The 12626-nt window shown below is 48.3% G+C and carries 16 protein-coding genes; all 16 read right to left on the bottom strand.

All coding sequences use genetic code 11. From position 1 onward, the window contains the following. Positions 1 to 13: 13 nt before the first annotated feature. Positions 14 to 775, bottom strand: a complete 762-nt coding sequence (locus tag ACFO8Q_RS15730; RefSeq protein ID WP_380026768.1) for an isoprenyl transferase — start codon at positions 773 to 775, stop codon at positions 14 to 16. A 131-nt stretch (positions 776 to 906) separates the two neighbouring features. Next, the gene (gene frr / locus ACFO8Q_RS15725; RefSeq protein WP_380026767.1) at positions 907 to 1464 is read right to left on the bottom strand and encodes a ribosome recycling factor; all 558 of its coding nucleotides are present in this window, start codon (positions 1462 to 1464) and stop codon (positions 907 to 909) included. Continuing rightward, complete coding sequence (gene pyrH, locus ACFO8Q_RS15720; protein WP_380026766.1) at positions 1461 to 2189, bottom strand: UMP kinase; 729 nt, start codon at positions 2187 to 2189, stop codon at positions 1461 to 1463. Before pyrH ends, frr begins: the two co-directional genes overlap by 4 nt. Before the next feature lie 92 nt (positions 2190 to 2281). After that, positions 2282 to 2938, bottom strand: coding sequence for a translation elongation factor Ts (gene tsf, locus ACFO8Q_RS15715; protein WP_380026765.1), 657 nt, complete (start codon positions 2936 to 2938; stop codon positions 2282 to 2284). A gap of 104 nt (positions 2939 to 3042) precedes the next feature. Beyond that, positions 3043 to 3750, bottom strand: a complete 708-nt coding sequence (rpsB, locus tag ACFO8Q_RS15710) for a 30S ribosomal protein S2 (RefSeq protein ID WP_380026764.1) — start codon at positions 3748 to 3750, stop codon at positions 3043 to 3045. Between the two features lie 286 nt (positions 3751 to 4036). Further along, a complete protein-coding gene (locus tag ACFO8Q_RS15705; RefSeq protein ID WP_380026763.1) occupies positions 4037 to 4447 on the bottom strand; it encodes a hypothetical protein in 411 nt (136 codons plus the stop codon). Beyond that, on the bottom strand, positions 4444 to 4890 hold the full coding sequence (locus ACFO8Q_RS15700) for a DUF6115 domain-containing protein (protein ID WP_380027030.1): 447 nt from the start codon (positions 4888 to 4890) through the stop codon (positions 4444 to 4446). The genes ACFO8Q_RS15705 and ACFO8Q_RS15700 overlap by 4 nt, the downstream gene beginning before the upstream one ends. 97 nt (positions 4891 to 4987) lie before the next feature. Further along, the gene (locus ACFO8Q_RS15695) at positions 4988 to 5293 is read right to left on the bottom strand and encodes a hypothetical protein (protein ID WP_380026762.1); all 306 of its coding nucleotides are present in this window, start codon (positions 5291 to 5293) and stop codon (positions 4988 to 4990) included. Positions 5294 to 5311: 18 nt separating this feature from the next. After that, positions 5312 to 6739 (bottom strand): DUF342 domain-containing protein, encoded by a 1428-nt coding sequence (locus ACFO8Q_RS15690; RefSeq protein ID WP_380026761.1) that lies wholly within the window; start codon positions 6737 to 6739, stop codon positions 5312 to 5314. 19 nt (positions 6740 to 6758) lie between these two features. Next, the gene (locus ACFO8Q_RS15685; RefSeq protein ID WP_380026760.1) at positions 6759 to 7463 is read right to left on the bottom strand and encodes a FliA/WhiG family RNA polymerase sigma factor; all 705 of its coding nucleotides are present in this window, start codon (positions 7461 to 7463) and stop codon (positions 6759 to 6761) included. Between the two features lie 15 nt (positions 7464 to 7478). Then, positions 7479 to 7877, bottom strand: coding sequence for a hypothetical protein (locus ACFO8Q_RS15680; protein ID WP_380026759.1), 399 nt, complete (start codon positions 7875 to 7877; stop codon positions 7479 to 7481). Next, a complete protein-coding gene (locus ACFO8Q_RS15675) occupies positions 7874 to 8353 on the bottom strand; it encodes a chemotaxis protein CheD (RefSeq protein ID WP_380026758.1) in 480 nt (159 codons plus the stop codon). Before ACFO8Q_RS15675 ends, ACFO8Q_RS15680 begins: the two co-directional genes overlap by 4 nt. Continuing rightward, the gene (locus ACFO8Q_RS15670; protein WP_380026757.1) at positions 8350 to 8964 is read right to left on the bottom strand and encodes a chemotaxis protein CheC; all 615 of its coding nucleotides are present in this window, start codon (positions 8962 to 8964) and stop codon (positions 8350 to 8352) included. Before ACFO8Q_RS15670 ends, ACFO8Q_RS15675 begins: the two co-directional genes overlap by 4 nt. 3 nt (positions 8965 to 8967) lie before the next feature. Continuing rightward, complete coding sequence (locus ACFO8Q_RS15665; RefSeq protein WP_380026756.1) at positions 8968 to 9453, bottom strand: chemotaxis protein CheW; 486 nt, start codon at positions 9451 to 9453, stop codon at positions 8968 to 8970. 12 nt (positions 9454 to 9465) lie between these two features. Continuing rightward, entirely contained in the window at positions 9466 to 11529 is a 2064-nt protein-coding gene (locus ACFO8Q_RS15660) for a chemotaxis protein CheW (RefSeq protein WP_380026755.1), read from the bottom strand. 13 nt (positions 11530 to 11542) lie between these two features. Continuing rightward, positions 11543 to 12616: a protein-glutamate methylesterase/protein-glutamine glutaminase gene (locus tag ACFO8Q_RS15655; RefSeq protein ID WP_380026754.1), complete on the bottom strand. Its 1074-nt coding sequence runs from the start codon at positions 12614 to 12616 to the stop codon at positions 11543 to 11545. Positions 12617 to 12626 lie beyond the last annotated feature (10 nt).

The raw sequence follows: 12626 nt of genomic DNA, 5'->3' as shown, positions 1-12626 counted from the left end.
CTAGGGCTCACTCCTATTTTAGTCCTCCAAAGCGTCTACCGCGTTTTTGGTACGCTCGAATAGCTTCGTAGAAATGCTCTTTCGTGAAATCAGGCCAAAAAACATCTGTGAACCAAAGTTCTGTATAGGCTAACTGCCAAAGCAGAAAATTGCTCAATCTTAATTCGCCGCTGGTTCGAATCAACAGATCCGGATCCGGTATGCCTTTTGTCAACAAACGAGAATTGACAGCCTCCTCGTCTATGTCATCCGGTGACAGTGTCCCGGCACGAACCTCTTCCGCAAGGGATTTGATGGCATTGACGATTTCGAAACGGCTCCCGTAATTCAGTGCTATATTCAACAACATTCCCGAATTGTTTGCGGTTTTTTCAACCGCTTCCGAAACCGACTCCCGAGTGTGTTTTGGCAGCGATTCAAGTTCACCGAGAATTTGAATTCGCACATTTTGTTTAATCAGGCTTTTTAGCTCCAACAGGAGAAACTCCTGCGGAAGACGCATCAAGAACTCAACTTCCTGTTCGGGTCGTTTCCAGTTCTCGGTTGAAAAAGCATAGAGAGTAAGGATTCGAACACCTATATCATTGGCTGCCCGGGTAATATTTTTTACCGATTCCATTCCCGCCCGATGGCCGGCGATCCTAGGCAACCCGCGTTTCTTTGCCCAACGCCCGTTACCGTCCATAATCACCGCGACGTGATAAGGAACCCCTCCAGAAGACAGTTCGTTCACGTTGCTTGTTGTCTTGCGTTGAAATAAATCCTTAAGGTTCATCGTCGTCAGTCCCCCGGAATATAAAAAAAGCTTCTGTCGAAGCGCCCCCAAACGGACGTGAAACCGCATATGGAGGAAAACTTGGCATTCGCCAAATCCCTGAGGCAGGTGAATGCCAAAGTTATACCAAGTCAGACTTCCATGATTTCTTGTTCTTTTGTTGCCAAAGCTTTATCGATCTCGCCGATAAACCGATCCGTTGTATTTTGCACTTTCTCTTGAGCGCGGCGGCTGTCATCTTCGGAAATATCACCGGCTTTTTCAAGTTTTTTGATATCCTCGTTGATATCCCGTCGAATGTTTCGAACGGCAACGCGTGCATCCTCCGCCATTTTCCGAGCCATTTTGGCCAGTTCCTGTCTTCTTTGTTCCGTAAGAGCCGGGATTGCAATTCGAATCACGGTTCCATCATTGGTAGGAGTTAATCCCAAATCCGCTTTCATGATCGCTTTTTCAATCTCGGATAATGCACCCTTGTCCCAAGGAGTGATAACCAGTAGACGCGGCTCAGGTGCACTGACGCTCGCAAGTTGGTTAATCGGCATTGTTGAGCCATAATAATCAACCTGGACCTTGTCAAGAATTCCGGGATTGGCACGGCCCGCCCGAATGGTTGCAAACTCTTTTTTAAGATTTGCGATGGCTTTATCCATCCGTTCATCCATACTTTTCATCAGATCATTCATCATTTTTGTTCCCCCCGTACAACAGTACCAATATGTTCACCCAAAACAGCTCGCTTGATATTGCCTTCTTCCGAAATATTAAAAACAATAATGGTCATATTATTGTCCATACAGAGAGAGATTGCGGTTGAATCCATTACGCCCAACCCTTTGTTAAGCACTTCCAGGTAGGATAACTCTTGGTATTTGACTGCATCCGGATTGGTTCTTGGATCGGCATTGTATACGCCGTCCACTTTGTTTTTTGCCATCAGAATGACTTCTGCTTCAATTTCCGCAGCGCGAAGAGCTGCTGTAGTATCGGTTGAGAAATACGGATTGCCTGTTCCTGCGGCAAAGATCACAACACGTTTCTTTTCCAAATGTCGGATCGCTCGCCGGCGAATGTAGGGTTCAGCGACCTGGCGCATTTCGATAGACGTTTGAACTCGCGTCTGAACACCGGCATTTTCCAATGCGTCCTGCAGAGCCAGGGCGTTCAAGACAGTTGCCAACATTCCCATATAATCGGCGGTCGCCCGGTCCATTCCCTGTGCACTGCCGGAAACTCCGCGCCATATATTGCCGCCACCGACTATAATGGCGACTTCCGTTCCCAATGCCACAATTTCTTTAATTTGGGAGGCAGTCGAATTGATCACCGCGGCATCAATTCCGTATCCGCCCGCACCGGCGAGGGCTTCACCACTCAATTTCAGAACTACCCGCTTGTACTTGGGTTGCAGCATATTCACCCTCCACTTCCTAAAAATTCAACAAAAAGGATTTCACTCCTGCAGAGGCTGGAAAAAAGGGAACACACTTTTGTGTTCCCCCCCTATTATCCTTGGATTTTTGCTTGGGACAGTACTTCTTCCACAAAGTTGTCCTGCTTCTTCTCAAGTCCCTCTCCCATTTCATAGCGTATGAAGCGACGAATGGAGATGTTTTCGCCAATTTTTGAGATTTTCTCGTTGAGCAACTCCTGAATGGTTTGATCCGGATTCTTTACAAACTCCTGCTCGAGCAAGCAAGTATCTTTGAAAAATTTGTCGATTCGACCTTCCACAATTTTGTCAACGATGTTAGCCGGCTTGCCTTCATTGAGAGTTTGCGCCCGCAGAATTTCTTTTTCTTTCTCAACATCTGCCGCAGGAACTTCCTCACGACGAACATACAAAGGCTTGGCTGCCGCAATATGCATAGCTACATCCTTAACGAATGAACGGAATTCTTCCGTCTTTGCAACAAAGTCGGTTTCACAGTTCACTTCAACCAATACGCCAATCTTACCGCCCATATGTATGTAAGATTCAACTACACCTTCTGCAGCAATTCTGCCCGCTTTTTTGGCAGCAGCCGCCAAACCGCGTTCACGGAGAATTTCAACCGCTTTTTCCATATCCCCGTTTGCTTCGGTAAGCGCTTTTTTGCAATCCATCATCCCGGCACCGGTTCTCTCACGAAGCACTTTCACATCATTAGCTGAGATACTCATTTTGAAGCCCTCCTTAATTATAATTATTTCCATGGAACCACTCTTCAACCATGTAAAAAGGGTGCCCAGGGTCGTCCAACCCTACCGCACCCCTCCATCAACTATTAAACCGTTTGCTCTTCTTCAACGCCGCCTTGAGCGCCTTCGATCAACGCGTCAGCGATCTTGGCAGTCAACAATTTAACCGCGCGGATTGCATCGTCGTTACCCGGAATCACATAGTCAATTTCATCTGGGTCACAGTTCGTGTCAACGATTCCGACAATCGGAATCCCTAGCTTTTTAGCTTCTGCAACTGCAATACGCTCTTTACGGGGATCAATGATAAAGAGTGCGCCAGGCAAGCTCTTCATACCCTTAATACCGCCGAGGAACTTCTCAAGACGTTCCATTTCTTTCTTAAGTTGAATCACTTCTTTTTTCGGAAGCACGTCAAACGTACCATCTTCCTGCATGCGCTCAAGCTCATGCAGACGTTCAATCCGCTTACGAATCGTTCCGAAGTTGGTAAGAGTACCACCCAACCAACGTTGGTTCACATAGAACATACCGGAACGTTCCGCTTCCTCTTTCACGGAATCTTGAGCTTGTTTCTTGGTTCCCACGAAAAGCATGGTTTTGCCTTCCGCCGCGAGGTCGCGAACAAAATTGTATGCTTCCTCGACTTTCTTTACAGTCTTTTGCAGGTCAATAATGTAAATGCCGTTGCGTTCGGTGAAGATGTAGCGAGACATCTTTGGGTTCCAACGACGTGTCTGATGACCGAAGTGTACACCCGCCTCCAGAAGTTGTTTCATGGAGATAATCGCCATATCCTCTACCTCCTTTCAAATGGTTGATTTCCTCCGCTGCCGTCATCCCGCAGAAAACAACCCACCAGACAGGCCCGACTCCATTTGCAGCGTTCATCCGCAATGTCGTCTGGCAAATGTGGTGCGCTGCACCTTTCTTACGGTCTATACAGCGTGTGTATTAACACCAAGTGATACTATACCATACGCGGCAATTATCACGCAAGAAAAACAACACACAAAAAAAAGACACAAAACTAAAAAAGCCATAGTCTCTGCATACCATGGCAATCACAACAAGCCTCAATTACGGAGCTTTCCCCGAAGTCAGAATCTGCAGAATCTGTCCATAATCGCCTTTGACAGGCAAGTCATAGGTTCCAATTCGGATTTGATTGGTTTTATCCTTAGCTGCCTCCAAGAAAGCGTTCGAGTCAGTGACAACCCCTTTTTTCACCAGCAGCTCCGCAATCTCAGCCGCCGTCATCCCCTCCGTGATCAGAATCTTTACCTTATCAGAGGTTTTAGGAGCTTCCTGGTTTGGCGTTGCGGCAGCAAGCGGATGCTGATTCGTTTGCGGGGGGTTCCCGCCGGTCAATGAGGAGTCGCTAACAGGAAGAGTGTCTTTGGAACTCACCAAATCGGACACTCCAAATAAAATGGAAGCAGCAATGAGACCGGTTCCAAGTCCCAAAAGGAAGTTTCGGTTCTGAATCATACGGCATTCCCCTGCTTAACCAAACTAAGGATCATTTGGATCTCGCCCATACCAATCCCAGTATCTTTCGAAATCTGTTCCGGTGTTCGTCCTTCCTTCGACATCATGACCACCCGGCTGTAGTGTTCGTTGAATACGATTGCCGGTGTAGCTTCAGGCTGCTCAACCGTTTTCTGAGCACCGCTCGCTTGTCCCAACCGCTCAATTTTTGTTTCCAGCTGGCCGATTCGTTCTCGATTCGCAGCTGTTTCCTGTCTGAGTTCGGCTTGCAGTTGCTGTATGGTATCAATCAGATACTGGTTCTCCTTTTCAAATTCATCCATGAAAGCGTGCAGACTGGCCTCGAGTTCTTTGTCTTGAGAGTTATCGGAAGTCTCCTGTTTTCCTTTTAAAATCCCATATAAAACGACGGCTATTCCCAATAAGGAAACGAATAAAAACATGTTCAAAAGCGTTTCTCCTTCCCGAGATGTCCTGTCGGTTCCCCATCCTCAAGGTCGGAATAAACTCCAGAGGTTCTCGTCACTTTGATGGGTGATTCTACCCTCGCAAATCGATTCTTTTGCCCTTATAAGGATGAGGTGGCTCCGGAGGCTGCGATTGGTTCTTTTTTCTTTTGTTTTGCTGTTTTTTCCGAGCCGAACCGGATGGTGTTTCTTGATCTGAAACAGCAGCGCTTGAGTCAGGACTTTCCGGACTGGTCAGTTTTTTTTCCGTTTGTGTTTTCATCGCCTGTTCAAAATCGGCCTGATCATTCATGCTCTGTTGCTGCAGTTGCTGCTGGATTTTTGTAACCTCGGTTATTTTGGATATCCCGACCTGAAGTTCGATATTGCGGTGTGACATACAAATCACCTCGCGTCTTTACAGAGGGATTGCTCTCACCTCTGCATCCTTAATGACAAATGAAACCCTTGAGAATGAATCACGTACATGGTACACGTAGCTGCTGATCATTACTTTTACCCCCGAATGAACCGTATCAAACACATTCACGCGAGCACTCTTGATATCCTGCATCACCAATTCAATCTCGGACAGGCGGAACATCAGTTCCTCCTCTTCCACTTTATAATGTTCGAACGTGATCCTGAGTTTTTGCAACAAGGCGGCTTTATCCGGCGGAAGATCCCCCCCCATGCCCGCCATATTTTCGAGGAGAGCAATTGCTTTCTGTGTTTTGTCTAGATTTTTATGCAATTCCTTCAGAGATTCATGAATGGATGTCATTTCGTTGCGGAGATGCGGATGTACCCCAACTTCCACTTCCGTGGGCGTCGCCATCGGAGACCCGAGGACACGAGTCAAAATTTCTTCTCCTGCCCGCACGGTTCCGCCTACGATCACTGCTTTGCGGCCTTCCATCACAATTTTTGCTCCGGCGCTCACTTGGCTGTGCATGATGCTTTCCCCGACTCTGCACGAGCCTCCCACATCGACTACGGCACTCTGTATGAAAGGTGTTTGCAAATTGCCGCCCGCTCGAATCACGCCTTTGTTGCGACCTTGGATACCACCACGTATGGTAACATTCCCACCCGCTTCAATCAGCGCCGCATCCACATATCCTTGAATTTCCACGTCGCCATCAGCCTTGATTTTGAATCCGGGCTGCACATTTCCGAGTACCCGCACCGATCCGATGAATTCAATATTTCCAACCGAAAAATCAACATCTTTCTGCACCACATATTCGTCAAAGATGTTGATTTTATTATCCATCGGAGTGTAGACCACGTGGCCGTCCACTTCTGCAATAAGGGCACAGCCGTCCTGTTCAACCGCGGTCTTGCGACCTTGCGGCAGCCTATAATCCCGACCCGGCCTCCCCGGGATCGTTTGTCCGGTCACAGCCAGTCCTTCTTGTCCGGCTGTCGGAGGGATTCGGCTAGCCAGCAGCTGCCCTTTTGTGGCCAACCGGACAGCCCCCACATCATGATAATCGACCCGCCCGTTCTCCAACACTTTCGGTTTGCGTTCACCATCTTGATCCAGATAGATTTCAATGCGTGCATCTTCACCTGCTACCGGTTCCTTGCCTTTTGCAATTCGCAAACGTTCTTTCAAATACGATTCGGGGCTCATCACAATCTGTTGACAGAGAACGAGGTCAATTCCATGCTGAATTCCGGCACTACGCAAAAAGTCCTGCAATCCGTCTAAAGAGAGGGTGAGCCCTTCAGGTGGAACAGATTCCAGAATGATGACTCCAAAAAGTCCCGCTTCCTCCAAAAACACTTTACAGTTCTTACTCCACCAGTTTTTTTCTTCCAAAGTTCCGATGCCGGTCACCCCTTTCTCTGCTCTCCGTCTACTTAAAGTCTTGCCTTCTGCGGCTTAATCCGCCTCGCAGCCTGCAAATCGCCTTTGTATGAAGTTGAGACACCCGCGCAGAGGAGACCTCCATGATTTCCGCAATTTCCTTAATTGTCAGTTCTTCATAGTAATACAACGCAACCACTAATTTTTCCTTCTCAGGCAACCGGGACACAGCTTGTTCAAGGATCGATTTCAGTTCTTGGCGGGTAACATGGGAACTTGGGTCTTCCGCCTTCGGATCGGGAATGATGTCGTGAATTCCCTGCTCCTCATCTGCGGCATGTAAAGCATCTTCCAGTGAAAAAACGGTCCCCGCAGAAATTTGCGACATTCGCTTATGAAATTCTTCGATGCTTATCCCCAGACAGGAGGCTACTTCCTCATCGGTTGCAGAATTCACTTTTTGCGCTTCGACTGCCGCGAAAGCACGTTCAATTTCTTTGGCCCATTGCCGAACTTGCCGGGGCATCCAATCCATTTCCCGCAAGCCATCCAGAACAGCTCCACGGATTCTCCAAGTTGCGAACGTTTCGAACTTGATGCCTTTTTCGGGTTCAAATCGTTCCACGGCCCCAATGAGCCCGATAGTCCCCATACTGATTAAATCTTCCCGAGAGACATGGGCAGGCAGCCCTTTCGCGACCCGATTGATGACTTGGTGAACGAGAGGCAAATATTGTGCGATCATCTCGTTCATCTGCGTCCACCTCCGTTATTCCTTCATAGCTCTGACTGCTCGTACAAGATTCGCAATTTGTTCTTCTTCCGGTTCCTTGTCGTCGGCAACGGTCCAGGGTTGAAAATCGCCGGGCGAAGGAGGTATATCAAGGGGTTCCGCCGGGAGAGACACATCAAAATGAGTCCCTGAAGTACCTGGCTGAGCTGCATCATTGTTCGTTTCCGTTTCGGACACTTTCTGTCCCAGGAAAGAAAACAGAAATTGAATGATCCAATACGCGACAGAAGTTAAGATGAAACCGAAAACACCACGTTCAAAGCTTGTAACAAAAAGGTTTCCGCCCGCCAGGCTGGAGAAAAATGCGACCCCAAATCCTGCTGCTCCTGCCAACCATAAAAAACGGATCGGAGCGGTACGCTTTGGTTTTTTCATAGGGTAGTTACTCCTTGTGCAACTGTCCGTATGGTGAGTGATCCGTCCGCAGCGGAAAAATCGATTGTCCTCCCTGCATTTCCTCCGGTGTCCTCCCCTCGAATGGGAATCCCCAGGAGCTGGAGGGACATTTTAACCGCCTCAACATTCCTAGGACCCACTCGCAGCAAATCGTTTTGGTTCAAGGTAGAAAACATTTGGGCACCACCGGCAATCTTCGCAACCATCCGGCTGACAACCGCCCCTTTTTGCTGCATCTGCTTTACCAGCATTGGAATGGCGGTATCCGCATATTTGGCAGGGTTTTCGACATCAGGTTTGCCTGCAGTTGGAAGCATAATATGAGCCAGACCCGCAACTTTGGACGATATGTCTACAATCGCAACCCCAACACAGGAACCGAGTCCCACAGTGCGAAGAATATCGGGATCTCTTGCGACATTCAGATCGGCCATGCCGACTTTGACGATATTCAAGCGAAATCCACCCCCAGCGCTTTGAATATCGCTGCAACAGAACCAGGATCAGGAAGAAAGAAGAAATGGCTGTCCACAAGCTCATTCCCCTGCCAGAACTCGGTGTCTATCACAAGGGCCGTGTCACTGTACATCCCGACATGCATCAATACCGCGTTCAGCAAAGCGCCTGCCATGTCGATCGAAATAGCCGGAACCGAGGCGTGTATGTTCGCCTTTGTAAAATCTGAAAAAGCGGAAAGATAAGAACCGGCTAAAATATTGCCGATCTCCATCAAAGCGGACTGTTCAAATTCGGTGAACCCGTTCCCTTCGAAACCCGTTAAAACTTTCAATAACATTTCGGCGCTCTCCAACTTTAGAACCAGAAACATACTTCCGGAAATATCGCCTTCCATTCGGAGAAACACCCCGACTACTACCTGTTCGGCTCCCCCCATGATCTCATCAATTTCCTGCAAAGAGACTACATGTACGCGTGGAACATTCATATCAATCTCTCTTTGCATCAAAACAGATAGGGAAGTGGCGGCATGACCGGCCCCAATGTTTCCGATTTCTTTCAGCACGCTCAGTTGAAAGTCGTTAAGCCGCAGCAATGGATCGACCATTCTTTATTTCTCCGTCTCATGATGCTGTTGTAGTTCGTCCGCGTTTAATGCTTTTTCAAGATTCAGCAGAATCAACAAGCGGTTGCCAAGGTTGGCTACCCCATCGAGATAAGAGGCCTTGACTCCCCCTACCGCTTCCGGAGGCGGTTCAATGGCTTCGGACGGAATATCGATCACATCACTGGCCGCATCCACTATGAGACCGACTTCCATCTCATCTACCGCAACAATAATGATTCGAGTAGAATCCGTATAATTCTCAGTCCCCAAACCAAACCGTGTTTTCAGATCAACAATCGGTGTTACAACTCCACGCAGATTGATAACCCCTTTAACGAACTCGGGAGTTCTCGGAACTCTGGTAATCCGCTGCATTCGCTCAATTGAGCGGACCTGATTCACTTCGACTCCATACTCCTCATCCAATAAGCGAAACACAATATATTTATTTTCCAATCCACTGTTTTCTGCCGTTTGTTTATCGAGCATCAGATTACCCCCTTAGCAAATTAACGCATTGCAATCAAGTATCAACGCGACTTGTCCGTCCCCGAGAATCGTGGATCCGGAGATTCCAAAAATTCCGCCGGAAAGATATTTGCCGAGTGATTTCAGTACCACTTCCTGCTGCCCTATGAAAGAGTCAACAACCAAAGCGGCCAGCTTCTCGCCTTTCCGAACAATTACAACATTTTCACCGTCGTGATTCTCTGGCTCTTCTCTCGGAATTGAGAACACTTCTTCCAGATAAACGAGTGGAACTACTTTTCCCCGGAAGTCCATTACGGTTTGGCTATGGACACTCTTAATGTCGGATCGTTTCAAGTGTGCCGTTTCAATAATCGATGTCAGCGGAATCGCATATTTTTCTTCACCGATATGAACAAGCATGGCTTGAATAATCGACAGGGTGAGCGGGAGTTGAATAATGAACTTGGTTCCTTCGCCAAGTACGGAATTGACTACCACTCGCCCACCCAGGGATTCAATTTTGCTTTTCACAACATCAAGCCCGACACCGCGTCCGGATACGTCCGAAATTTTCTCAGCGGTACTGAACCCGGATTTAAACATGAAATCAAATACTTGTTCATTCGTAAGAGATTCAACCCGTCCCGGGTCTGCAAGTCCCCGATCAATCGCCTTTTGCAGGATTTTGCTGCGGTCAATCCCTCGGCCGTCCTCCGAAATTTCAATAAAAACGTGGTTACCGGAATGATAGGCAATCAATTGCAGTTTGCCGACTTCATTCTTGCCCGCCTTGATCCTCTCTTCAGGCGTCTCCAGCCCGTGATCCAAGGCGTTGCGCAGCATATGAACCAAGGGATCTCCGATTTCGTCTATTACAGTGCGGTCAAGCTCGGTTTCCGCTCCCAGAATCTCGAAATCGACCTTTTTATTCAATTCTTTGGCCAAATCCCGGATCATCCGGGGGAAACGGTTAAATACGGTTTCGACAGGAACCATTCGAATGGTCATCACAAGTGACTGGAGGTCCGTGCTGACCCGCGACATATGTTCAACTGTTTCAGCCAATTCAGGATTGCTAATCTCCCTCGAGATCTGCTCAAGTCGGGTTTTATCAATTACAAGTTCGCTGAACAAATTCATTAAGACATCGAGTCTTTCAATATCCACTCGGACTGATTTGCCCGCAGCCAGTTTTTTCGCATCAGTCTGCGGCTTGCCTGTTGTGCCGTTTGATTCTTTCCCCTGCGGGGATGTTGACACAGCGGAAGCACTTACCTTAGCAGATTCAGCCGCTATACTCGCCGCGGCTGCTTCCGCTGCCGCCTGCTGGCCTTCCAGTCTGGCGGGGTCTATTTTGTGGACGTCCACCACAGCAACTTCGGATACTTGAAGACCTGTTTTCCTCACTGTCTCCAGATCTGCTTCGGTGATCAGCACGATTTCAAATTCATTTTCAAATTTTTCTTCTTCGATATCTTCGGCACTGGGTGAGGATTTAATAATCTCGCCCAGATCTTCATACGCGTTGAAGACCATGTACGAGCGGGCAGCACGCAGTACACAACCTTTATCGAGAACGATCCGAATGGAGTAGACCGATTTGCCGCTGGTGACGGATTCTTTGATTACGGTTTGTTCGTATTGATTAAAGATCACGGAAGATTCACTATTCTTCTTGCTTTGTGCAACGGAACCGGAGAATGCTGAAGGTTTTCCTTCAATCACGGAAACCACATTTTTGACAATGTCTTCGATTTCCACCGAAGCGTCTGTTCCCGTTTCAATAATGCTTGCCAATTGCGATTCCAGAATGTCCACACAGCGAAAAAGAACATCCATTACCTGTTCAGTTACGGCCAATTTGTCATTTCTCATCAGGTCCAAACCGTTTTCCATCTCGTGCGTGAGATGTGCCATTTTTTCAAACCCCATGGTTGCCGCCATGCCTTTTAGTGTATGGGCGGAGCGAAAAATCAGGTTCACAATTTCAAGATCGGTCGGGGATTGTTCCAAAGCAAGCAGGTTTTCATTAATGGCCTGTAAGTGTTCTTTGGATTCTTCAATGAACATCTCCATATACTGATTCATGTCCATCTCGAATCACCTCCTAGTTGGTTGAGAAACTAAGTATCCGGTTTGAAACTTCGTGAAGAGGCACAACGGCATCTACGCATCCCGTTTCAGCAGCCGCTTTTGGCATGCCGTAGACCACACAGGTCTCTCTGGCTTCGGAGATCGTCTTTCCTCCCGCCTGCTTGATTAATTTCAGCCCTTCTGCCCCGTCGCTCCCCATCCCGGTTAAAATAACCGCTTGTAAGGAAACGCCCTCCAAAGCTGCCACGGATCGGAACAAATTGTTTACAGCCGGACGATGTCCTCCGACTGGCGGAGTTTGGTCGAGCCGGATCACAAATTTGTTTCCTGACGAGGCCACCTGCATATGATAGCCACCAGGGGCGATATAGGCATGGCCGGGCTCCAGTTCCTGTCCATGTTCAGCTTCATGCACCCGTACCGCACACATTTGGTCGAGCCGGTTTGCCAACGATTTTGTAAATCCCGGAGGCATGTGCTGCACAATTACAACCGCAGCTTTCAGGTCGGACGGAAGTCCCGTCAGTACAGTTTGTAAGGCACGCGGACCGCCGGTAGAGGTACCGATCGCTACGATCTCGTTGACGATTCCTGAACCAGCCAACCTGAAAGGAGAGATTTTTGCAGGCGGAGTCTTAAAGGATGACATTAATGCGGGAATTCCCGGATTGGCGGAAAGCTGTTTTCCCCGCTTCGCAGCAGCTTTCACTTTTGCTATCAGCTCCGCGCTGACTTTGGCCAGATCCAGGGAAATGCTGCCCGACGGCTTTGCAATAAAGTCAAATGCACCCAATTCCAAAGCTTTTATCGTTGAGTCCGCCCCCAAAGTCGTGAGACTGCTCAGCATAATAACGGGTGTGCGGTGAAGCCGGAGAATTCTCGGCAGCGCTTCCATACCGTTCATTACCGGCATTTCAATGTCTAGCGTTACAACATCAATCCGGTGGTGAGGCAGCACATCCAACGCATCTTTCCCGTTTCGGGCGGTGGCTGCCACCTGGATTCCCGGATCTGACTGTAAAATATCTGTGATAAGACGGCGCATCAATGCGGAATCGTCTACTACCAATACACGAATAGGTTCCATTGGCGTTCCC

The sequence above is a fragment of the Effusibacillus consociatus genome (assembly GCF_042652925.1).
Taxonomy (GTDB): Bacteria; Bacillota; Bacilli; order Tumebacillales; family Effusibacillaceae; genus Effusibacillus; species Effusibacillus consociatus.
Note: the sequence above shows the minus strand (reverse complement) of the source record. Positions and strands in the feature narration are given on the sequence as shown.

Excerpts from the sequence above, each read along its gene's own strand:
- ACFO8Q_RS15730 (WP_380026768.1), bottom strand. The coding sequence starts at position 775 with ATGAACCTTAAGGATTTATTTCAACGCAAGACAACAAGCAACGTGAAC.
- frr (WP_380026767.1), bottom strand. The coding sequence starts at position 1,464 with ATGATGAATGATCTGATGAAAAGTATGGATGAACGGATGGATAAAGCC.
- pyrH (WP_380026766.1), bottom strand. The coding sequence starts at position 2,189 with ATGCTGCAACCCAAGTACAAGCGGGTAGTTCTGAAATTGAGTGGTGAA.
- tsf (WP_380026765.1), bottom strand. The coding sequence starts at position 2,938 with ATGAGTATCTCAGCTAATGATGTGAAAGTGCTTCGTGAGAGAACCGGT.
- rpsB (WP_380026764.1), bottom strand. The coding sequence starts at position 3,750 with ATGGCGATTATCTCCATGAAACAACTTCTGGAGGCGGGTGTACACTTC.
- ACFO8Q_RS15705 (WP_380026763.1), bottom strand. The coding sequence starts at position 4,447 with ATGATTCAGAACCGAAACTTCCTTTTGGGACTTGGAACCGGTCTCATT.
- ACFO8Q_RS15700 (WP_380027030.1), bottom strand. The coding sequence starts at position 4,890 with ATGTTTTTATTCGTTTCCTTATTGGGAATAGCCGTCGTTTTATATGGG.
- ACFO8Q_RS15695 (WP_380026762.1), bottom strand. The coding sequence starts at position 5,293 with ATGTCACACCGCAATATCGAACTTCAGGTCGGGATATCCAAAATAACC.
- ACFO8Q_RS15685 (WP_380026760.1), bottom strand. The coding sequence starts at position 7,463 with ATGAACGAGATGATCGCACAATATTTGCCTCTCGTTCACCAAGTCATC.
- ACFO8Q_RS15680 (WP_380026759.1), bottom strand. The coding sequence starts at position 7,877 with ATGAAAAAACCAAAGCGTACCGCTCCGATCCGTTTTTTATGGTTGGCA.
- ACFO8Q_RS15670 (WP_380026757.1), bottom strand. The coding sequence starts at position 8,964 with ATGGTCGATCCATTGCTGCGGCTTAACGACTTTCAACTGAGCGTGCTG.
- ACFO8Q_RS15665 (WP_380026756.1), bottom strand. The coding sequence starts at position 9,453 with ATGCTCGATAAACAAACGGCAGAAAACAGTGGATTGGAAAATAAATAT.
- ACFO8Q_RS15660 (WP_380026755.1), bottom strand. The coding sequence starts at position 11,529 with ATGGACATGAATCAGTATATGGAGATGTTCATTGAAGAATCCAAAGAA.
- ACFO8Q_RS15655 (WP_380026754.1), bottom strand. The coding sequence starts at position 12,616 with ATGGAACCTATTCGTGTATTGGTAGTAGACGATTCCGCATTGATGCGC.